This is a genomic window from Yersinia similis (assembly GCF_001053095.1).
Classification (GTDB): domain Bacteria; phylum Pseudomonadota; class Gammaproteobacteria; order Enterobacterales; family Enterobacteriaceae; genus Yersinia; species Yersinia similis.
In genome coordinates this window covers 44,769-66,451 of the sequence record NZ_CGBP01000016.1, presented here as the reverse complement: position 1 = coordinate 66,451, position 21,683 = coordinate 44,769, and the positions used below count along the sequence as shown (strand labels likewise).

The window sequence follows — 21,683 nt, the reverse complement described above, 5'->3', positions numbered from 1 at the left end:
TTTTAACGCATAACTGAACAATTTTTGCGCTTACCTTTAGCTCCCCATGTGACTACGCAACATGTAGTAGATCACACAGCCAGCAACCACTAATCCGCCCCCAAAACGGCGCAAAGTGGCATCTGGTAATTGAGTCATTGCCTGAATCATTTTGCGCCAGGCTTTGGGATAAAGCATCGGGCCAAGCCCTTCCAACACCAAAACCAAACCCAATGCTAATAAGATGGTTGAATTCATTGTCTGCCCCAACAAATTGTCTACTTCAACACATGAAAAGGCCCGTGTTAACGGGCCTTGGTGTTACGTTCAAGAACGTACTCTCGCAATATGCGCGGTTACAGCACTATTCACTGCGATGATAGGCACTGCTATAACCCGCGCTATCACCATACTCCCTACAACCGTCGTTATGGGCGCTTGTTAGAATTGTCTGGCGATTTCATATAGCGGAAGAAATCGCTATCTGGGCTCAGAACCATCACATCGTTACCACTGCTGAAGCTGTTTTCATACGCACGCAAGCTACGGATGAAAGCATAGAAGTCAGGATCTTGGCTAAATGCTTCAGCAAATAGACGAGCCGCTTCTGCATCACCGCCGCCGCGAGTAATTCGCGCCTGACGCTCTGCTTCTGCCAGAGTACGTGTAACTTCATAGTCCGCAGTCGCACGCAATTTCTCGGCCTCTTCCTGACCTTGTGAACGGTGACGACGGGCTACCGCTTCACGCTCAGCACGCATACGCTGGAAGATCGCATCAGAAACTTCAGCGGGTAAGTTGATTTGCTTAATTCGCACGTCAACTACTTCAATCCCTAAGGCCGCCATGCTGTTCGGGTTAACCGCAGGCTGTTTGCCACGGGTTTCCTGCTCAACTCTGGCTGCTACAGAGGCAATCGCATCATCGGCTTCAGTCGTTGCGGCTTCATCGCCCACACTACCGGTGTTCAACGCGTCACGAACATCTGAAGTCAATCGACCACGGGAGTCTGTCACGATGTCTCTGACGTTCAAACGGCCAATTTCAGAACGTAGACGGTCACTGAACTTACGTTTCAGCAGAACTTCGGCCTGAGAGACATCACCACCACCGGTGGCCAGATAGTAACGACTAAAGTCGCTGATACGCCATTTTAGATATGAGTCAACAATCAGGTCTTTCTTCTCGTTGGTCACGAAACGGTCAGCTTGGTTGTCCATTGTTTGAATACGGGCATCCAACCTTTTCACTGTCTCGATAAAAGGTATCTTGAAGTGCAGACCAGGTGCATACACCAACGGTTTGTTATCACTATCACGTAATACCTTACCAAAGCGCAGCACAATTCCGCGTTGACCTTCTTCTACGACAAACAGCGAAGCGAAGAGTGCGATTAACACCACAACGACGATAAGTAAAAAAGACTTACGCATTGGTTATTCTCTCCCTACGCGAGTGGAAGTATCACGCTGAGCATTCACCCGGCGCTGATCCATGATAGAACCACTGCCTGAGCTGGTATTTGAATTGCTCGCACCAGTTTGTTGGCTGCTGGGTGCCGGATTCAAACGAATCAGACTGGTATCTTTGTTGCCATCAGCTTTGTTAGAAGCACCTTGACCACGCAGCATTTGATCCAGTGGCAACACCATCAAATTATTGCCTTTATCATTCACCAGCACTTTATTGGTTTTGCCCAGAACCTTTTCCATGGTTTCGATGTACAGACGCTCGCGGGTAATTTCCGGTGCCGCTTTATACTCTGGCAGCAACTTAGCAAAACCAGCGACTTCACCTTGCGCTTCCAACACTTTACGTGCGGCATAAGCACGAGCATCTTCTAACAGACGCTGCGCCTGACCATTAGCACGTGGTTGGACTTCGTTGGTATAGGCTTCCGCTTCACGAATATATTGTTGTTCGTTTTCACGAGCCGCAATCGCGTCATCAAATGCCGCTTTAACTTCTTCTGGCGGACGAGCAGCCTGGAAGTTAACGTCCAGTAACGTAATACCCATTTTGTACGGACGAATAGTTTCTTCCAGTACACGTTGAGTATCACTACGAACGATAGTACGGCCTTCAGTAAGGATTTTATCCATGGTGTATTTACCAATAACACCACGTACTGCGCTGTCTGTTGCCTGACGCAGGCTGTCATCCGGATTCGTCACGCTAAACAGATAAGCGGCCGGATCAGTCACGCGATACTGAACGTTCATTTCGACGCGAACTACGTTCTCATCGGAGGTCAGCATGACACCAGAAGCGGCCAATTCACGTACGGCTTCGACGTTAACCGGGACCACTTCATCGATAAAGGTCGGTTTCCAGTTCAGGCCAGGCTGCACAATGTGGCTCAATTTACCTAAACGGGTGACAACACCACGCTCAGCTTCTTTAATTGTATAGAAACCGCTTGCAGCCCAGATGACCACAACGGCAACAACAGCGATACCCACAATACGACCACTGAAACCAGGGCCATGTGACGCGCCATTACCACCACTTCCGCTACCTTTGCCACCGAGGCTACTCAGTTTTTTGCTCAGTTTACGGAAGATATCATCCAGATCCGGCGGCCCTTGGTCACGACCACCTTTATTATTATTTCCGCCAGAGTTGCCGCCATTATTATTGCTGCTCCCCCACGGATCGCGGTCCTGTCCGTTATTACCGGGCTGATTCCACGCCATGTTTTAGCTCCATTCTTCTATGATTGGTTTTCTTCAGGCCAAGAGCACATGCCAAAGAAGCTGGCTCTTAATCTCACAAGAAAGATCAGATATTCCCTTCGTACTTCAAGTTGCCTACGTGTTGGCTGCCTCCGTTCGCCCCAGTCATTGACTGATGTCAGTTTCTAGGAGTTCACTCAGTTGCCGCCTTCCTGCCACTCGAATTATTTTGGGTATAATCAATTAATTAACCGCGCCAGATTAATTATTTTGAATATAACTGACCAACTCCTGCTCTTGTTTACAGAGACGACGCCAATCAACGATAGGCATTCTAACCACCATACCGACATTCCCGTCCTCGTCTATCCACTCTTTTTCAATTGCCTGAAGCTGGTAAAAACGGCTACGCAGACGGCCTGCCTGAGGAGGCAAACGCAATTCAAAGTGTGCGATCTCACCTGAAAGGCGCTCCGTCAACGCTTGAAAGAGCAACGGGATCCCTGCGCCGGTTTGGGCTGAAAGCCAAACTCTGACTGGCAGATTGTCTTCGTTGCGATCGATTCGCGGGACAAAATCGTCCAACAAATCAATTTTATTCATTACTAATAACGTAGGAATTTCATCTGCTTCAATTTCTGCCAATACCGTATCTACCGCAGCCATATTCTCGGCGACCCGAGGATCAGCTGCATCAATAATGTGTAGCAGTAATGAGGCCTGCCGCGTTTCTTGTAGTGTCGCTTTGAACGCAGCAACCAGATCATGCGGCAAATGCCGGATAAAACCTACCGTATCCGCCAGTACTGTATCACCTACATCAGCCACATTTATACGGCGTAAAGTAGGGTCCAGTGTGGCAAATAATTGGTCAGCTGCATAAACATCAGCTGCCGTAATTTTATTAAACAGGCTGGATTTACCTGCGTTGGTATATCCTACCAAGGACACCGTCGGAATATCAGCACGGGTACGCGCACGCCGCCCCTGCTCACGCTGCTTCGCTACACGCTCCAAACGGCTTAAAATCAAGCTGATACGGTCACGTAGCAAACGGCGGTCAGTTTCCAACTGGGTTTCCCCAGGCCCTCTCAGACCAATCCCGCCCTTCTGACGCTCAAGATGCGTCCAACCACGAACCAAACGAGTCGCGATATGACGCAATTGCGCTAACTCGACCTGTAGTTTACCTTCATGGGTACGAGCTCGTTGGGCAAAAATGTCTAAAATCAACCCAGTGCGATCAATTACCCGACACTGACACAAACGCTCAAGATTTCGCTCTTGTGCCGCAGAAAGGGCATGATCAAACAAGACGACAGACGCACCGCTGGCTTTCACCGCGTCTGCAATTTCTTCGGCCTTTCCTTCACCAACAAAGTATTTAGGATGTGGTGCTTTGCGACTACCCGTCACAATTTGCAAAGCCTCTACACCCGCAGAAGATACCAGCGCTTCAAATTCACGCAGATCCTCTGTGTCTTTGTTTTGCGAGAAATAAATATGAACCAGTACGGCCTGCTCACCGGCTTCATAGCGGTCAAACAAACGTGCAACCTCTCAAACGGATCAAAGCCGCTAGTGCGGAGAACATAAGCTTGAATCCGTTGCTTATGTTCTCCATCATGGTCGACCAGCAATGTGCTTTATTCAGCGTCATCACTGTCCTGCTGCGGCTGTTGCGGCGCAGACGGATTACTACCATGATAATTATTGGTGCTACCGCTCGGATTATTGCTGTGATGCGAAACCGGACGAGAAGGCACAACAGTAGAGATGGCATGCTTATAAACCATCTGACTGACTGTATTTTTTAACAGAATGACAAACTGATCGAAAGACTCAACTTGGCCCTGCAGTTTAATACCATTCACTAAATAAATAGAAACCGGAACCCGTTCACGACGCAATGCGTTCAGGAACGGATCTTGCAAAGATTGCCCCTTAGCCATTCTATATTTTCCTTATTTGCTTGTTGTTTTTAACTAAGAACCTATCGGCTCGAAAATAAACTGCGTAAAAAAAATCTGTGCGTTGAGTACTAATCAATTGTACACAATCATTCAACCTATGCACTAACAACCTGTATTACGGAGTCTAAAGCCTCTCCCGGCTTATCACTGTCGAGCCATTGAACTGAGCTCCAGCCCCGCAACCAGGTCATTTGGCGCTTTGCCAGTTGACGTGTCGCACAAACTCCGCGGTATACCATACCGTTGTAATCAATCTCACCAGACAGATAAGACCACATCTGCCGGTATCCCACACAACGAATGGCAGGCAAGTCCGTATGCAAATCACCACGGTCAAAAAGCGCCCTAGCCTCTGCTTCAAACCCTGCATCCAGCATCTGATGAAAACGTAATTCAATCCGCTGGTGCAACAGTTCCCGGCTAGCAGGCGCAATCGCAAATTGGTGAACCCGATAAGGTAAGGTTTCACCCGAAATTTTAGTCAGTTCCGTTAAAGTTTTACCTGAAATAAAAAAAACTTCCAGTGCTCTGGAGAGCCTTTGGGGATCATTGGGGTGAATCCGCGCCGCAGCGACCGGGTCGAATACGGCCAATTGCTGGTGCAATGCTTCCCAACCTAGCTCCGACGCCTGCTGTTCAATATGCTGGCGTACTTGAGGATCTGCGGAGGGTAACGGAGATAACCCATCCAACAACGCTTTAAAATACAGCATTGTCCCCCCCACTAGCAGCGGAATTCGCCCCGCAGCAGTGATGTCAGCCATTTCTTTCAGAGCATCTTTACGAAAATCGGCAGCTGAGTATGATTCAGCGGGATCACGGATATCAATCAGCCGGTGTGGAGCTAACGCCAGCTCTTGTGCACTGGGTTTCGCGGTACCGATATCCATGCCACGATAGATAAGGGCAGAATCGACGCTGACTAACTCCACAGGCAACCGCTGCCTCAACGCAATAGAGAGCGCGGTTTTACCGGAAGCGGTTGGCCCCATAATAAAAATTGCTGGTGGACGATCTAGGCTCTCAATATCATTCATGTGTCAAAGTTGCCAATGCGGCCTTTATATCTATAGGTTGTAATAGCCCAGCTGGAGGGGATTGCACCAACTGCGGACAAAGACGCTCAACTTCCGTCAATAACTGTATCGCTTGAGACACATTCCACACCTCATGTTCGCTACCAAGATGGCGGGCAAGCCATGTGGCCAGTGTATCTGGCGATATCTCTTCATGCTGCGACAGATAGCCTAACAGTTCCGGTATCAGTTTTTGTAAATTTTGTTGGCGTAATGGTAAAGAAACCGCACGTAAAGTCGCCCGCCCCTGCTCGACACTCAGTTCTATCCCCATGGTAATTAGCAATTTTTCATGGTTTTGACAAGCCGCTATTTCATTTTTGTCTAATGTGATTTTGAGTGGAATCAATAACGGTTGAGGGCGTAACCCCTCTTCTGGCGGGCTGAGCTGGGCTTGCTTCAACCAGCGCTCCGCAACGGCTAAGGATAGCAATGCTACCCCGCCCTGATATTCAATCAAAGCATAACAAGGTAGAAAAACCGTTAAAACTCGGCCAAAACTGTAATTATCACCGTGAAGTGGCTCTTCTACCTGAGCAGTTCGTTGGACCGGGACGGATGGCGAGGAAACAGATGACACAGGTATTGCCGCTGGTGATGTTGCGGGTTTGGCTGCCGCTGACGGTTGCAATAGTTGACGGTATAACTCCCCTTGTTGCTTTTGATAGGGGTGATCTTCTTTATAAGCCGGCGCTGCGCGCTCACGAGTCACAGCCTGCTCCGCCACACCGGATTTCGCCGTTTCCGGTTGAGCATATTTATTGGTCCCAGCCGCTACCCGGTTTTCCTGCTGCCAACGTGGAACGTCAACTTCACCCTCTTCACTGATATTCAGTATCGGCGCATTAGTTTGTTGTAAAACCGCAGTGACTGCCTGATAAATAAAGTCATGCACCAACCGAGCCTGATGAAAACGCACCTCATGCTTAGCCGGATGAACGTTGACATCAACCTGATGCGGATCGATATCCAGATACAAAACATAAGCGGGCTGTTGAGCATCGTTGAGCCGATCTTGATAAGCCTGGCGAATCGCGTGATTAATCAACCGATCACGCATCATGCGGTTATTGACGTAGCAATATTGCATTTCACTCAGCGTATGGCTCGCGGCAGGATCCGCCACCCAACCATGAATGTTCAAATCCCCATGCTGCCAAGAGATAGCCAAAGCATGTTGCAAAAACGCAGGACCACAAATACTTGCCAACCGACGCTCATGTTGGGCAGGGTCCGGTGCCGCACGATATTGGCGAATTAACTTGCCATTGTGGTTCAAATTTATTGCCACATCAAAGCGCGCCAGTGCAATGCGCCTGACGACCTCATCGATATGACCAAACTCCGTCTTTTCAGTTCGCATAAATTTACGGCGTGCGGGAGTGTTATAAAATAAATCCAACACTTCGAGTGTACTGCCAACTGGATGTGCCGCAGGCTTGATGGTGACCGCCATGTCGCGACCTTCGGCATAGGCTTGCCAGGCTTCGCTTTGCTCTGCGGTACGTGAAGTCAAGATAAGGCGTGAAACTGAACTGATACTGGCCAAGGCTTCACCGCGAAAACCCATACTGAGGATGGCTTCTAAATCCTCGAGTGAACTGATTTTGCTGGTGGCGTGGCGGGCCAGCGCCAGCGCCAAATCATCTTTACTGATGCCACAGCCATTATCACGGATGCGAATAAGTTTCGCCCCACCACGTTCAATATCAATATCAATCCGTGTAGCACCTGCATCCAGACTGTTTTCTACCAACTCTTTGACTACCGATGCAGGCCGCTCTACCACCTCACCGGCGGCAATCTGGTTGGCAAGCTGTGGAGGCAGAATCTGAATCGGCATAACAATTCCTTGCGCTTACGATTGTGGAATAGTGAGCGTTTGCCCAAGCTGAACATTACCTGACTTGATTTTATTCACCCGCTCAATCTCACTCATTGATACACCGTATCTCGCCGCAATGGCTGACAGCGTATCACCGCGTTTCACCTGATGCTTAATAGGTTTACTTTTTGCTACGGCTACTGTTTTCGATTGGGTAGCCGCTTTCGATTGAGCCGTAGTTTTCGGTTTAGTTGCTATTTTAGGTTTGACTGCTGTCACCGTACCGCCCGACGCAGGCACTTTCAAGCGCTGGCCTACCCAGACCACATCATTTTTCAGCGTATTATTTTGCCGTAAAACAGCCATGCTGACGCCGTATTGGCTGGCAATGCCCGATAACGTTTCCCCACGCTGCACGTTGTGAGTTTGGCTCTTACCTGCAGGCAGAGTAGCCGATGACCTGCCGCTTTGCGCATTACTGCTTATATTATTCACAATAGGTTCCGGCTGGCTAATGCCTGAACGCTGTCTTGAGGAGTCAACCGCCGCTGTTTCAATTAGCGGACGGCTTTCGACCTTTGGGTCGGCTTGTAACGGATTCGCAAGGAAATAACTGCGCAAGCCTTTATAAATGGCCTGAGCAATCTTCTCCTGATACGCGCTACTGCCAAGCAGCCGTTCCTCCGTACTGTTACTGATAAAACCGGTTTCCACTAATAGCGATGGAATATCCGGTGAACGTAGCACCCCAAGACTGGCGTGCTCCGGCTTGCGTTTATGAATATCACCCACCATTTGTAGCTCACGCAGCACTTTAGTGGCAACGTCATAACCCACTCGCTGGGAATGACCAAATTGTAAATCCAGAACCGCCTGACTCAAATAAGGGTCTGAAGCCGTGTTTGCCAGTACATCACCAGCGCCCCCGAGCAGTTCTGATTGCTTTTCATGTTGCTCCAGCCAGTTCCCCATTTCACTATTAGCCCGGCGGTTTGATAACACCCAAACCGATGCCCCTGTCGCACTGCGATTTGGCGCGGCATCAGCATGAATAGAAATCAAGACATTAGCCCCCTGTTTACGTGCAACATCAGAGCGCCCCATGACCGAGATAAAGTAATCACCATTGCGGGTCAGCACCGGTTTAAACATCGGGTCCCGGTTAAGCAGCGCCTCAAGCCGGCGGGCAATGGAGATCGTGACATTTTTTTCTTTCAGACCATTTTGCCCGATAGCCCCTGGGTCCTGGCCACCATGACCAGCGTCAATGGCTACCACAACACGGCTACTGTTAGCCCCACTAGCGGTTTTAATTGGCCGGGCAGTATTCGTGGTCACATTTTCGCTGCTAACCACGACGACTGGCTTATTATTAAACGGATTTTTAGCTACCGAATCTTTGTTCGTGACCTGTGGTACCACTCGTCCGGCGTTGGGACTCGGGGTATTCGTCTGGTTTAATGAGGCCTGAGCCTGACCTACAGGAGTACTGGCGACGGCAGTCATGGTAAGCACTACCGTGTAGTTATTGCCCGACTGTTGGGTGGCAGCTCGGGTTTTTACTTTCTGCGTCAGTTCCAATACCAGACGGGTACTTTGTTCATCTTTCGGGGTACTAGAGCGAATTCGTTTCAGCAGGTTCTGTCCACTGAACTCCAGCGGTAACCCTGAGATATTGCCACTTTGGCGGACATCCAAGACCACCCGCTCCGGCGAGTTTAGCGAGAAAAAGGCATAAATCGGCTTACCATCAAAACTGAGGGTGACCTTACTTTCACTCGCCCCATTGATCACCTTAATATCTGTGAGTTTCATGGCAAACGCAGGAGGAAGCGTGAGTAAACTGAGCGTTAATAGACCAATAGTCATCCGCATAACCGTAGCGAAGCGGCGGATCGTAGCGAAACGATAAATAGCAGTGAAACAATAAATAGCAGTGAAACAGTGTTTCCAGCGACATATCAGCGAGAGGCTATGCATCATCGTCTCGTTATCCTTGCACAGCAGCTAAACGGCGCAACACTTCAGCGCCTGCATCGGAAATAGCGACCAACCGAGCTTCACGCCCTGCCGCCTGATAAATCAGATGCAGTTCTACATCAGCTTGCGGCAGGAACCCTGCGCCTTGCTGTGGCCACTCCACCAAACAGATAGCCTGCTGGTCGAAGTAATCGCGAATACCCATAAACTCCAGCTCTTCGGGGTCAGCCAGACGATATAAGTCAAAATGGTAGACTGGCCTTGGTGTCAACGTATAGGGTTCAACCAAGGTATAAGTTGGGCTTTTCACATGCCCATTGTGACCCAGAGCCTGCAAAAAACCGCGGCTAAAAGTGGTCTTTCCGGCACCTAAATCACCGAACAGATAAATAACGCTGGCACCACCGAAGGCTTGAGCCAAAGTGGCTCCCAATGCAACAGTCGCTGCCTCATCAGGCAACAGTAAAACGAGTTCTTTCATTCTATGATATCTATTTTGCTAACTCAGGATTAATGTACTTCGGAATAACAGGCAGCAAATCTGTGGCCAGTAAACCCCGGGTGCCTTGAACTTCAGCCAGCTTATCTGCGGCAACGCCATGCACGACACACCCCGCGCAGGCGGCATCATACAGCGCCAGCTTTTGTGCTATTAAACTACCAATAATACCGGACAGAATATCGCCCATTCCACCGGAAGCCATACCGGCATTACCCACATCGGCAATGGCCATCTCACCCTGTTCATTAGCGATCAGGGTGCCCGCGCCTTTCAAGACCACCACACCACCATATTGCTTGACGATGTTTCGAGCCGAAAGTAAGCGGTCACTTTCAATGTCAACGACGCGGCAACCAAGGAGACGAGCAGCCTCTCCTGAATGAGGAGTCAATACCCAATTCTGACGCCTATGAGGATTTAATGCTAGTAAGTTAAGTGCATCCGCATCCCACAATGCGGGTTTATCACTCTGTTGCAGTAGTTTCAGAGCATTCCTGCTCCAATCAGACTGGCCTAATCCCGGCCCGACGACCAGCACATCAGCCCATTGAATGCTTTGCTCTAGGGTTTCGGCGGTTAGCGCCTGCACCATCAACTCTGGACGGGCAGCCAGAATCGGTGCCACATGCTCGGAGTGAGTAAGTACTCGCACCAACCCAGCACCACTTCGTAGGGCAGCTTCTCCCGCCATACGGATAGCACCACCGAATCCTTTATCACCGCCCACCAACAGCAGACGCCCATGCTCCCCTTTATGGGCACACGGGCGGCGAGGTTTCAGCCACTGAGGAAGATGATCGGCGGTTATTCGTTCGATTTGTGCTGACTGAGTATCCAACCACGGTGCCAGCCCTAGATCATCGTAATGTAACTGCCCAACCCAATCACGAGCCTGCCCGGTGAGTAAACCGGGCTTCAATGCAACAAACGTCAACGTGTGGTCAGCACGGAGCACCGAACCGAGGGCCGCACCACTATCCGCACACAGCCCGGAGGGAATATCCAATGCAACTTTTACCGCCCGATGGCGGTTAGCCATGTCAATCAAGGTCTCATAGATGCCTTGTGGCGCTGCCCGTAGGCCAATGCCCAATAAACCATCAACAATTAAATCAATATCTTGTGGCCACTGAACATCAGGCTGGTGAATAACACCACCGATAGCCAGCCATTGAGATTGTGCTTCTTTCGCCTCCGCAGGTAAAGGGCGGTTACCTGAACAGGCGATAAGAGTAACATCGATACCCGCAACCAACGCACGGTTGGCAACGATATAACCATCCCCGCCATTATTGCCATGCCCACACAGAATCAGCCAATGACGCGCTATAGGATATTGTTTATGTGCCAGTTCAAAGGCGGCGTTTCCGGCTCGAGCCATCAGATCAAACAGGGTTAATGAGAAGTGGGCCGCCGCCGCCGCTTCATTCTGACGTACCCAGTCCGCAGAAAAAACAGAGTGTGGTAAACTGACTCTGGTTTGTTTCTTACTATGGTCTGTCATGGCACACCCCCTCGATCTGAATCAATTAGCCCAACATATCAAGCAATGGGGGCAATCGCTAGGTTTCCAGCAAGTCGGTATTTGCGATACCGATTTGACGGCGGAAGAACCGCGTTTACAAGCCTGGCTTGATAAACAATATCATGGCGAAATGGCGTGGATGGCACGCCACGGTATGCTGCGCGCTCGGCCCCATGAGTTATTGCCGGGTACCTTGCGGGTGATAAGCGTACGGATGAATTATCTGCCAGCCAAGGCAGCATTTGCCAGTACATTAAATAACCCAGAATTGGGTTATGTCAGCCGCTATGCTCTGGGTCGTGATTACCATAAATTGCTGCGCCAGCGCCTGAAAAAATTGGGCGATCAGATTCAACACTATTGTTTAGAACAATATCGTTTAGAACAATATCGTTTAGAACAACATGGTTTAGAACAACATGACTTAGCACAGCAAGATGATTGCCCAGAACAACAAGGCCAGTCGGAACAGCATACTACCGGTGAAATCAACTTTCGCCCCTTTGTGGACTCCGCGCCGATAATGGAGCGGTCACTGGCGGCTAAAGCAGGGCTTGGCTGGGTTGGCAAGCACTCACTAATATTAAACCGCGATGCCGGTTCTTGGTTCTTCCTTGGCGAGCTACTGATTGACCTGCCTTTGCCGGTGGATAAACCGCAGGAAGAGCAGTGTGGGCGCTGTGTGGCCTGCATGACCACCTGCCCAACAGGGGCGATTGTCGCCCCCTACACTGTTGATGCCCGCCGCTGTATCTCTTACCTGACGATTGAACTGGAAGGCGCAATACCTGAAGAGTTCCGCCCGCTCATGGGTAACCGGATTTATGGCTGCGATGACTGCCAGCTTATTTGTCCCTGGAATCGCTTCTCGCAATTAACCGATGAAGAAGATTTTAGTCCACGAGCTGTATTGCACACCCCGCAGTTGCTAGATCTATTTGCCTGGAACGAAGAGAAATTTTTGCGGGTAACGGAGGGGTCTGCCATACGGCGTATTGGCCATCTACGTTGGTTACGTAACATATCAGTAGCACTCGGCAATGCGCCTTATCTTGATAGCATCGTATTAGCATTGGAAACACGTCGGGGGCAGCATCCTATGCTGGATGAGCATATTGAATGGGCGATATCACAGCAATTAGCGCGGCGGGCTGCTCAGGCGGTAGAGGTTCAATTGCCACAGAAAAAACGGTTGATTCGTGCAATTGAAAAGGGTCTACCACGGGATGCCTGATATCTTTTTATTCAGCATTTTTTTGATGAATAAGCGAAGTAATTTACTGTGCATAAAAATAAAAATGCCTTGGCAATCAAGTGCAAAAAAAAGCACAAGTGATCGGCATAACGTTTCCATATAAAAATATATGCAAATAAATCAGTAATATAATTGATGGGAAAATTTAACGTACAAATTACAAGCTGGATATAAAAAGAACAGAATCTGTGGATAAGTCTGTTGACGAAGTTAATTCGCTAAGTATGTGAGACGCAACATCGTACCCACTATAGCTGTGGATAAATAATCAGGAATTGAATGAAAAAATTTGGAGCGGGAAACGAGACTCGAACTCGCGACCCCGACCTTGGCAAGGTCGTGCTCTACCAACTGAGCTATTCCCGCATTGAGGTGCTATTACACCCTGCTGTATCTGAAAGCAGGTGAAATCTTATTCTGACAAATAAAAATTTGGAGCGGGAAACGAGACTCGAACTCGCGACCCCGACCTTGGCAAGGTCGTGCTCTACCAACTGAGCTATTCCCGCGTCGCCTGTATAAACACCCATTGGTTATTTATACACTTTTTATTTCTGATGCTCTTCACTTTTGACTGAAGTTCTTTATTGCTAAAGAACTTGGAGCGGGAAACGAGACTCGAACTCGCGACCCCGACCTTGGCAAGGTCGTGCTCTACCAACTGAGCTATTCCCGCTCTGGATATTACTTATCTTGTACTAAATCTGTCTTCGCATGCTTGCGAATTCTTCATCGGTACGGGGTGCGCATTATACGAGAAATCCGTTTTGCCGCAAGCCCCTGAAAGCAAAAAAATCATTTTTCTATTTAAGTGTCGATTAAAACAGCAATGTGATGTTTTTACCAGCACCAGACAGAGTATATACCCAAAATCATTGGTGGAGCAGCAGGTAGGCAGCAAGCAAACGCGTCCCGATGAACTTACATCAGTAAGTGATTCGGGTAAGTGAGCGCAGCTAACGCCCCTGCTGTTTCACGTATCAAGGGAATTCCCAAAGTCATTGGAGCAGCAGGTAGGCAGCAAGCAAACGCGTCCCGATGAACTTACATCAGTAAGTGATTCGGGTAAGTGAGCGCAGCTAACGCCCCTGCTGTTTCAAGGCCGAAGGGAATTAAGATTGAATAAAATGCTCACGATAGTAAGCAAGCTCGGCAACTGACTCACGAATATCATCCAATGCCTGATGGGTATTTTGCTTTTTAAAACCAGCCAGAATTTCAGGCTTCCAGCGGCGCGCCAGCTCTTTCAATGTACTGACATCCAGATAGCGGTAATGGAAATACGCTTCCAGCTCCGGCATGTAACGGAACAGGAAACGGCGGTCCTGACCCACACTGTTACCGCAAATGGGTGAAACCCCTGCTGGGACCCACTGTTTCAGGAATTCGATAGTTTGTAATTCAGCATCATGGTCATTAAAGGGGCTGGCTTTCACCCGCTCAACCAAACCACTACCGGTATGGGTGCGAACATTCCACTCATCCATTAGCCCAAGCTGTTCATCAGATTGATGGACTGCCAGCACAGGCCCTTCTGCCAGAATATTAAGATTCGCATCAGTGACCAGGGTAGCGATTTCGATGATCCGATCCCGCTCTGGATCAAGACCGGTCATTTCCAGATCGATCCAGATCAGATTATTTTGATTTTCTGCCATGATATTTCCTATCTGTAAGCCGGGGGAGCAACCGAACAAACGGTTAATTGATAAAATAATGTGTATCATAGTCCTTTTGGTCGCAACGAGCGATATATCCAAAGAACTTGGCGTTGCAGGTAGGTTGTAAGTGAACATCGCTAACAACCCTACAACGTAAAGTCCGAAGGGGATAAATGCAGATTCAAGTGAGGCACAGTGAGCAAGAATAAACTGTCGAAAGGTCAACAACGCCGTGTACAGGCTAATCATCAGCGTAGACTACGCACTGATAGAAAACCTGAGTTAGATGACTCTCAGCTTGGCGATGCGCAAGAAGGTATCGTAATCAGTCGCTTCGGTCAGCATGCCGATGTCGAGGCCGTTGATGGCACTCAGCACCGTTGTAATATCCGTCGTACCATCAAATCACTGGTGACCGGTGATCGGGTAGTCTGGCGTCCCGGTTTACAAGCGCAGGAAGGCGTGCGAGTTAAAGGTATTGTCGAGGCCGTTCACGAACGAACATCCGTCCTGACTCGCCCAGATCTCTACGATGGCGTGAAACCTATCGCCGCCAATATTAACCAGATTGTTATCGTATCGGCGATCTTACCCGAGCTTTCGCTTAATATTATCGATCGCTATTTGGTGGCCTGCGAAACACTGGAGGTCGAACCATTAATCGTCCTGAATAAAATTGACTTATTAGATGCCGATGGCCGTAAATTCGTTGATGGCATGATGGATATTTATCGTCGTATTGGTTACGACGTTCTGGAAGTCTCCAGCCAAACACGTGAGGGTATGGAAGCCTTTGAGAATGCACTGGCTGGCCGTATCAGTATCTTTGCCGGCCAATCCGGGGTGGGCAAATCCAGCCTCTTGAATGCCCTGTTGCCGCCAACAGATAACGAAATTCTGGTCAATACGGTTTCTGGTAACTCGGGCCTCGGCCAGCACACCACAACCGCCGCGCGTCTGTACCATTTCCAACATGGCGGTGATGTGATTGATTCACCAGGCGTGCGTGAATTTGGTCTATGGCATTTAGCTCCGGAACAAATTACGCAGGGGTTTGTCGAATTCCGTGATTATCTCGGCCATTGCAAATTCCGTGATTGCAGCCATACCAACGATCCAGGCTGCGCATTACGTGAAGCCGTAGAGCAAGGTAAAATTGCTGAGGAACGTTTTGATAATTACCATCGAATTCTGGAAAGTATGGAACAAGCGAAGCCGCGTAAAACATCAGACAGTGACGAGAAGTGATGTTTAACTAACGGCTTTCTTGACGTTGCAGCAAGTGAACGAGTCCCGATGAGCTTACATCAGTAAGTGATTCGGGTGAGCGAACGCCACTAACGCTGCTGCGGCGTCAAGTAAGAAGGGTCTGACAGGGTGGGCGCAGAGCGATACAATGCGCCCCCTTATTTTATCTAACGGTTTACCCAAGAGGTTGACGTGCTAGACAGTATCAAAATCAAATTACAATATTTACTTCCGAAACAAGGGCTAACACAACTAGCAGGCTGGGGAGCGAATAAGCAAGGCGGCTGGTTGACTCAGTTGGTCATCAAAGCTTTTGCCCGTTATTACAAAGTCGATATGAAAGAAGCTCAGGATCCTGAATTCTCTGCTTATCGTACCTTCAACGAATTCTTTGTTCGCCCACTACGCGCAGGTGTACGCCCGGTTGTGGCTGAAGAAAACCTGTTAGCCCAACCTGCCGATGGTGCAATAAGCCAGTTAGGGGCCATCCAAGAGGGGCAAATTTTACAGGCGAAAGGCCATAATTATAGTCTGGAAGCCCTATTAGCCGGTAACTATCTGCTGGCTGCTGAATTCCAAAATGGGCAGTTTGTCACCACTTACCTGGCTCCCCGAGACTACCACCGGGTGCATATGCCATGTGATGGTGTGCTACGCGAAATGATTTATGTGCCAGGGGATTTGTTCTCGGTCAATCCGTTAACCGCTGCCAATGTTCCTAATTTGTTCGCCCGTAACGAACGCGTTATTTGTATCTTTGATACCGCCTTTGGCCCAATGGCCCAAATTCTGGTGGGTGCGACCATTGTTGGCAGTATAGAGACCGTATGGGCAGGGACGATTACCCCACCACGGGAAGGCGTTATCCGCCGTTGGACATACCCGCAAGCAGGCAGTGAAGGGGCTATCACCCTAGAGAAAGGCCAAGAGATGGGGCGCTTTAAATTAGGCTCAACCGTTATTAACCTGTTTGCTGAAGGTAAAGTGTATTTCGCACCACAGCTAAACAGCGGCGCGGTTACCCGTATGGGTGAAGTCTTAGCCGAAGCGGCTCCTATTACCCCTTCTTACTAGCATGATGCTGACGACGTAACACGATGTTAAGGAGCTCTTACGTGCGCCCGATAATTTCATGGTCTTTTGGTCTGGTACTGTCGTTTTTCCTGTTAATGCCGCTACATGCGGCAACTCAGCCTAACGAAGAGCAAGTGCGGCAAGAGCTAAAGCTGGCTGAGTCCAATAAAACGACACCGAATCAGGCAGAGATTGTTCAGGCGCTGCAAGCGGCTCTTAGCTGGCTTGCAGATGCAAAAGAATCAGATATACGCGCCCAGCAGTATCAAAAAGCCATTGATGATTTTCCTAAACTTACTCGCGAGTTACGTCAGCAATTAGCTCAGGAAGGTGATAAACCTTTGCCAGTCCCCAGCAACTTGTCCACATCTGATTTGGAACAACAGGTGCTACAAGTCAGCAGTCAGTTGCTGGAGCTAAACCGTTTATCACAGCAAGAGCAAGACCGCGCTCGGGAAATCAGTGAATCCCTTGGGCAATTACCACAACAACAGTCCGAAGCCCGGCGAATGCTCGCAGAGATCGGCCCGCGGATTCAGTCACAAAGTAATCCCTCGACGCCTGTCGCTCAGGCTCAGCTTACGCTATTGCAAGCTGAAGCCGTGGCTCGTAAAGCCAAAGTCAATGAATTAGAGCTTTCACAACTGTCTGCCAATAACCGGCAGGAGCTGTCTCGGCTACAAGTAGAATTATACAAAAAGCGCGAAGCACGGGTTCAAGCTCAGCTCCAATCCCTACGTAATAACCTGAATAATCAACGCCAGCAAGCCGCGGAACAGGCACTTGAGCGGACAGAATTGCTGGCAGAGCAAGGGGGGGATTTACCCGAATCTATCATCCAGCAGTTACAAAGAAACCGTGAGTTATCTCAGGCGCTTAATCAGCAGGTACAGCGGATTGATCTTATCTCTTCCCAGCAACGCCAGGCTGTCGCGCAAACTCAACAAGTCCGGCAAGCACTAAACACCATCCGTGAACAGGCTCAATGGCTTGGGGTCTCAACAGTGTTAGGGGAAACCCTGCGAGCGCAGGTCGCTAGGCTGCCAGAGATGCCCAAATCCCAGCAACTGGATCGTGATATGGCACAGTTGCGAGTTCAGCGCTTGCAATATGAAGATATGCTGGAAAAGTTACAGCAACAGAAAACCACATTAAAACAGGATGATGGCACCCCGCTCACGCCCGATCAGCAACGTATTCTGGATGCCCAATGGCGGACACAGAGCGAATTACTGAATTCTCTGCTTTCAGGCTATGACACGCAAATCCTGGAACTGACCAAACTAAAAGTGGCCAACAGTCAGTTGGTTGACGCATTAAATGGGGTACGTGAAGCGACTCACCGCTATCTGTTCTGGGTGGCAGATGTCAGCCCTATTTCGCTTTCTTATCCCATTACCGTGGCTCAAGACCTAACTCGCCTACTGTCACTGGATACCTTGTCACAGTTGAGTGGCGCTTTTGTCATGATGATGACTAGCCAGGAAACCCTGCTGCCCATTATCGCTGCCCTGCTGTTTGTCGGTTTCAGTATTAGCTCACGCCGCCACTACCATGCCTTTCTTGAGCGTGCCAGTAGCCGGGTGGGCAAAGTGACGCAGGACCACTTCTCCCTGACATTACGTACGGTATTCTGGTCAATTCTGATGGCTCTCCCCTTGCCAGTCTTATGGGCGGCTCTGGGTTATGGCCTGCAAAATGCCTGGTCATATCCGATGGCCATTGCGATTGGCAATGCCGTCACCGCCACCGTGCCCGTGCTCTGGGTGTTTATGATCAGCGCCTCATTTGCTCATCCGCACGGGTTGTTTATTACTCACTTCCGCTGGTCGCCCACACAAGTTGCGCGAGCAATGCGTTTTTACCGTCTGTCAGTGTGGTTGATTGTCCCCTTGATGATGGCACTGATTACTTTTGAAAATTATAACGACCGTGAATTTGCTGGGACACTGGGCCGGCTGTGCTTTATTTTGCTGTGTATTGCATTAAGTTTGGTCACAAACAGCCTGAAACGGGCGGGTATTCCGCTGTATCTGGATAAAAAAGGTTCGGGTGAGAATATTATTAACGTGGCGCTGTGGGGGCTACTGCTATCAGCACCATTAATTGCGGCACTGGCCTCAGCATTAGGCTATCTCACCACCTCACAAGCGCTGCTGGCACGTCTGGAGACCTCGGTCGCTATCTGGTTCTTCCTGTTGGTGGTCTATCATATTATCCGCCGCTGGATGCTGATTCAGCGGCGGCGTATTGCCTTTGATCGCGCCAAGCAGCGCCGCGCCGATATTCTCGCGCAGCGTGCCCGTGGTGAGGAAGATTCGCCACACAGTAACAGCACCGAAGGCTCGATTGATGTCGAGGAGCCAATCATTGATTTGGATGTGATCAGCGCCCAATCCTTACGGTTAGTTAGGTCGATCCTGACCATGATAGCCTTGGTTTCAGTGATCGCGCTGTGGTCTGAAATTCATTCCGCTTTTGGCTTCTTGGAAAACATTCGCTTGTGGGATGTGTCTTCCACCATCAACGGTATTGAATCAGTACAGCCGATCACCATGGGATCTTTATTGATCGCCGTCTTGGTGCTGATTATCACCGCCCAGTTGGTGCGTAATCTGCCCGCATTACTGGAGCTGGCACTGTTACAGCATTTGGATCTGACGCCGGGAACCGGCTATGCCATTTCCACAATCACCAAATATCTGGTGATCTTATTTGGTGGCTTGCTTGGGTTCTCCCTACTCGGGATTGAATGGGCGAAGTTCCAATGGTTGGTTGCCGCACTCGGTTTAGGTCTGGGTTTTGGTTTACAGGAGATTTTTGCCAACTTTGTTTCTGGCCTGATCATTCTGTTCGAAAAGCCGATCCGAATCGGCGATACCGTAACCATTCGTGATCTCACCGGTAGCGTGACTAAAATCAATACGCGCGCCACCACAATTTCCGATTGGGACCGCAAAGAAATTATTGTGCCGAATAAAGCTTTTATTACCGAGCAATTTATTAACTGGTCACTCTCGGATTCCATTACTCGTGTGGTACTAACCGTTCCGGCACCTGCGGAAACCAGCAGTGAGGAAGTCACTAACGTATTAATGACTGCGGCCCAGCGCTGCACGTTAGTCCTGGATACCCCTCCTCCAGAGGTCTATCTGGTCGATCTACAGCAAGGGATTCAGATTTTCGAACTGCGTATTTATGCCGCTGAAATGGGCCACCGGATGCCACTGCGCCATGAAATCCATCAGTTGATTCTGGCTGGTTACCGTGAGCACGGTATTACCCTGCCATTCCCACCGTTCCAGGCACGGTTGGAAACTCTGGGCCGCGGCACTGGACGTGTTATTTCTTCGGCCCGCAGCCGTACACCGGGTAGCTTGTAATCTCAGTGAGTAAGAAATAGAAATGCCCTGCGCCTTCACTGGTCAGGGCATTTGTTTTTGTAAGTGAACGCCGCTAACACCGCTGCAGCGCCAAGGACGAAGGGGAATTAGGCGATATTGACAGGGAAGGCAATAACATCACTCAACCTTTCCGCATTTAACGCCAGCATCACTAAGCGATCAACCCCTAAAGCCACGCCTGAACAATCCGGTAAGCCCTGCTTAAGCGCTGCGATGAGATTCATATCGATTGGATTCTGCGGTAAGCCCCGTTTCGCACGGTTACGGTTATCCTGCTCAAAGCGTTGTAGTTGCTCATCACCGTCAGTCAGCTCTCGGAAACCATTCGCTAGTTCTATCCCCTTGAAGTAAACCTCAAAGCGTTCCGCTACACGATGGTCTTCGGTACTGATTTCAGCCAGAGAAGCCTGCGATGCCGGGAAATGATAAATAAATGCTGGTTTATCCCGGCCAATATAAGGTTCGACACCCACAGTAAACAGTAATTGCAGCAACGTATCGCGATCTTCTTCGGTATCTGCAATATTGCTTAAATCCAGTTTTGCCGCCACTTCACGCAATTGTGCTTTTTCAGCAGACAACGGATCAATATCTAAATGGCGCAAAAATGCCTGCTGATAGGATAAAGTCTCCGCGCTGTTGCAATCCAAAATTTGCTGCAACAGATCATCCACCTCATTCATTAAACGATACATATCATAATGAGGGCGGTACCATTCCAGCATGGTGAATTCAGGATTATGATAGCGGCCAGCCTCTTCATTGCGGAAGCTGCGCCCCAGTTGATAGATAGGGCCACTCCCAGCCGCTAACAACCGCTTCATGTGATATTCCGGGCTGGTCATCATGTACAGCGTCAAACCATCGGCAGCGCCCGGGCCAACAAACCGGGTTTCGAATGGAACTAAATGAATGTCCGTCACTGTCGCTTGGCTCATGGTTGGCGTTTCTACTTCTAATACGCCCCGATCAGCGAAAAAGCGCCGAATCTCTGCCATTATTGCTGCGCGCTTCAACAAATTGGCGATAGGTGCACTTGGCTGCCAGCTTGCCGTTTCGCTCATGGTGGTTAACTCCGAAATCAAACAGGGGATGCAGTCTACCCGTATCCCGCGCCCCAGACAAATCTGTCACGCACCCGCCGAATTCTCGGCCTGAATTTAGCATTTCACTCTGTAAAAAAATGCGTTTCCCAGCATATCCTGTTTGGGATCACATTTTTGTCAGTAATGCATTTGAGGTGGTTCAAATAAAACAAAACAATCGATCACATCAAATTTCTGCGACTTATCATTGGGTATAATTATTCCCATACAAAAAGTAAGAAATAGCTATGCTTAATATCATCAACTTAACCGCCGAGAAATAAGTTGGCGGAATAATAATATTAAGAATACATAAAGAATAATGACTCACTTTATATACCCAAAATCATTGGCGTTACAGCCAGGCCGTAAGCTAACACCCTGTAACGACAAGGACGGAGGGTATAAGATTTTCACTTGA

At 49.3% G+C, this 21,683-nt stretch carries 16 protein-coding genes, 3 tRNA genes and 1 pseudogene; 4 read left to right on the top strand and 16 right to left on the bottom strand.

The window, feature by feature from the left end; genetic code table 11:
* Positions 1–36: 36 nt before the first annotated feature.
* The 10 genes from AC971_RS13060 to nnr all read right to left on the bottom strand — a co-directional run bounded on the left by AC971_RS13060 (position 37) and on the right by nnr (position 11,514).
* Positions 37–237 (bottom strand): DUF2065 domain-containing protein, encoded by a 201-nt coding sequence (locus AC971_RS13060; RefSeq protein WP_002217227.1) that lies wholly within the window; start codon positions 235–237, stop codon positions 37–39.
* Between the two features lie 170 nt (positions 238–407).
* Positions 408–1,412 (bottom strand): protease modulator HflC, encoded by a 1,005-nt coding sequence (gene hflC / locus AC971_RS13055; protein WP_025382374.1) that lies wholly within the window; start codon positions 1,410–1,412, stop codon positions 408–410.
* Positions 1,413–1,415: 3 nt separating this feature from the next.
* Complete coding sequence (hflK, locus tag AC971_RS13050; RefSeq protein WP_025382373.1) at positions 1,416–2,675, bottom strand: FtsH protease activity modulator HflK; 1,260 nt, start codon at positions 2,673–2,675, stop codon at positions 1,416–1,418.
* Positions 2,676–2,915: 240 nt separating this feature from the next.
* A complete protein-coding gene (gene hflX, locus AC971_RS13045) occupies positions 2,916–4,202 on the bottom strand; it encodes a ribosome rescue GTPase HflX (RefSeq protein ID WP_002209152.1) in 1,287 nt (428 codons plus the stop codon).
* 98 nt (positions 4,203–4,300) lie between these two features.
* The gene (hfq, locus tag AC971_RS13040) at positions 4,301–4,606 is read right to left on the bottom strand and encodes an RNA chaperone Hfq (protein ID WP_004392473.1); all 306 of its coding nucleotides are present in this window, start codon (positions 4,604–4,606) and stop codon (positions 4,301–4,303) included.
* A gap of 116 nt (positions 4,607–4,722) precedes the next feature.
* Positions 4,723–5,664 (bottom strand): tRNA (adenosine(37)-N6)-dimethylallyltransferase MiaA, encoded by a 942-nt coding sequence (gene miaA, locus AC971_RS13035; RefSeq protein WP_025382372.1) that lies wholly within the window; start codon positions 5,662–5,664, stop codon positions 4,723–4,725.
* Entirely contained in the window at positions 5,657–7,546 is a 1,890-nt protein-coding gene (gene mutL, locus AC971_RS13030) for a DNA mismatch repair endonuclease MutL (RefSeq protein ID WP_025382371.1), read from the bottom strand. The genes miaA and mutL overlap by 8 nt, the downstream gene beginning before the upstream one ends.
* Before the next feature lie 15 nt (positions 7,547–7,561).
* On the bottom strand, positions 7,562–9,511 hold the full coding sequence (gene amiB, locus AC971_RS13025; RefSeq protein WP_025382370.1) for an N-acetylmuramoyl-L-alanine amidase AmiB: 1,950 nt from the start codon (positions 9,509–9,511) through the stop codon (positions 7,562–7,564).
* Between the two features lie 7 nt (positions 9,512–9,518).
* Positions 9,519–9,989 carry a tRNA (adenosine(37)-N6)-threonylcarbamoyltransferase complex ATPase subunit type 1 TsaE gene (gene tsaE / locus AC971_RS13020; protein ID WP_025382369.1) on the bottom strand — a complete coding sequence of 157 codons (471 nt, stop codon included), beginning with the start codon at positions 9,987–9,989 and terminating at the stop codon, positions 9,519–9,521.
* 10 nt (positions 9,990–9,999) lie between these two features.
* Complete coding sequence (gene nnr, locus AC971_RS13015) at positions 10,000–11,514, bottom strand: bifunctional ADP-dependent NAD(P)H-hydrate dehydratase/NAD(P)H-hydrate epimerase (protein ID WP_025382368.1); 1,515 nt, start codon at positions 11,512–11,514, stop codon at positions 10,000–10,002.
* Here nnr and queG point away from each other — a divergent pair.
* A complete protein-coding gene (queG, locus tag AC971_RS13010) occupies positions 11,513–12,769 on the top strand; it encodes a tRNA epoxyqueuosine(34) reductase QueG (protein WP_025382367.1) in 1,257 nt (418 codons plus the stop codon). The genes nnr and queG overlap by 2 nt on opposite strands.
* Before the next feature lie 311 nt (positions 12,770–13,080).
* Here queG and AC971_RS13005 read toward each other — a convergent pair.
* The 4 genes from AC971_RS13005 to orn all read right to left on the bottom strand — a co-directional run bounded on the left by AC971_RS13005 (position 13,081) and on the right by orn (position 14,448).
* Positions 13,081–13,156 (bottom strand) — tRNA-Gly (locus AC971_RS13005).
* A 67-nt stretch (positions 13,157–13,223) separates the two neighbouring features.
* Positions 13,224–13,299, bottom strand: a tRNA-Gly gene (locus tag AC971_RS13000).
* Between the two features lie 91 nt (positions 13,300–13,390).
* Positions 13,391–13,466, bottom strand: a tRNA-Gly gene (locus tag AC971_RS12995).
* A gap of 436 nt (positions 13,467–13,902) precedes the next feature.
* Positions 13,903–14,448, bottom strand: a complete 546-nt coding sequence (orn, locus tag AC971_RS12990) for an oligoribonuclease (RefSeq protein WP_025382366.1) — start codon at positions 14,446–14,448, stop codon at positions 13,903–13,905.
* A 198-nt stretch (positions 14,449–14,646) separates the two neighbouring features.
* On the opposite strand from orn, the gene rsgA reads away from it, so the two are divergent.
* The 3 genes from rsgA to mscM all read left to right on the top strand — a co-directional run bounded on the left by rsgA (position 14,647) and on the right by mscM (position 20,156).
* Positions 14,647–15,699, top strand: coding sequence for a small ribosomal subunit biogenesis GTPase RsgA (rsgA, locus tag AC971_RS12985; RefSeq protein ID WP_025382365.1), 1,053 nt, complete (start codon positions 14,647–14,649; stop codon positions 15,697–15,699).
* A 192-nt stretch (positions 15,700–15,891) separates the two neighbouring features.
* On the top strand, positions 15,892–16,773 hold the full coding sequence (asd, locus tag AC971_RS12980) for an archaetidylserine decarboxylase (RefSeq protein WP_025382364.1): 882 nt from the start codon (positions 15,892–15,894) through the stop codon (positions 16,771–16,773).
* 41 nt (positions 16,774–16,814) lie between these two features.
* Positions 16,815–20,156 carry a miniconductance mechanosensitive channel MscM gene (gene mscM / locus AC971_RS12975; RefSeq protein WP_025382363.1) on the top strand — a complete coding sequence of 1,114 codons (3,342 nt, stop codon included), beginning with the start codon at positions 16,815–16,817 and terminating at the stop codon, positions 20,154–20,156.
* A gap of 107 nt (positions 20,157–20,263) precedes the next feature.
* On the opposite strand, the gene epmA is transcribed toward mscM, so the two are convergent.
* Both epmA and AC971_RS22070 read right to left on the bottom strand, forming a co-directional pair.
* A complete protein-coding gene (gene epmA, locus AC971_RS12970; protein ID WP_025382362.1) occupies positions 20,264–21,241 on the bottom strand; it encodes an elongation factor P--(R)-beta-lysine ligase in 978 nt (325 codons plus the stop codon).
* Between the two features lie 159 nt (positions 21,242–21,400).
* Positions 21,401–21,593, bottom strand: a pseudogene (locus AC971_RS22070) (hypothetical protein).
* Positions 21,594–21,683: the final 90 nt, after the last annotated feature.

Coding starts and splice junctions, on each gene's coding strand:
- AC971_RS13060 (WP_002217227.1), bottom strand. CDS start 237: ATGAATTCAACCATCTTATTAGCATTGGGTTTGGTTTTGGTGTTGGAA.
- hflC (WP_025382374.1), bottom strand. CDS start 1,412: ATGCGTAAGTCTTTTTTACTTATCGTCGTTGTGGTGTTAATCGCACTC.
- hflK (WP_025382373.1), bottom strand. CDS start 2,675: ATGGCGTGGAATCAGCCCGGTAATAACGGACAGGACCGCGATCCGTGG.
- hfq (WP_004392473.1), bottom strand. CDS start 4,606: ATGGCTAAGGGGCAATCTTTGCAAGATCCGTTCCTGAACGCATTGCGT.
- miaA (WP_025382372.1), bottom strand. CDS start 5,664: ATGAATGATATTGAGAGCCTAGATCGTCCACCAGCAATTTTTATTATG.
- mutL (WP_025382371.1), bottom strand. CDS start 7,546: ATGCCGATTCAGATTCTGCCTCCACAGCTTGCCAACCAGATTGCCGCC.
- amiB (WP_025382370.1), bottom strand. CDS start 9,511: ATGATGCATAGCCTCTCGCTGATATGTCGCTGGAAACACTGTTTCACT.
- tsaE (WP_025382369.1), bottom strand. CDS start 9,989: ATGAAAGAACTCGTTTTACTGTTGCCTGATGAGGCAGCGACTGTTGCA.
- queG (WP_025382367.1), top strand. CDS start 11,513: ATGGCACACCCCCTCGATCTGAATCAATTAGCCCAACATATCAAGCAA.
- nnr (WP_025382368.1), bottom strand. CDS start 11,514: ATGACAGACCATAGTAAGAAACAAACCAGAGTCAGTTTACCACACTCT.
- orn (WP_025382366.1), bottom strand. CDS start 14,448: ATGGCAGAAAATCAAAATAATCTGATCTGGATCGATCTGGAAATGACC.
- epmA (WP_025382362.1), bottom strand. CDS start 21,241: ATGAGCGAAACGGCAAGCTGGCAGCCAAGTGCACCTATCGCCAATTTG.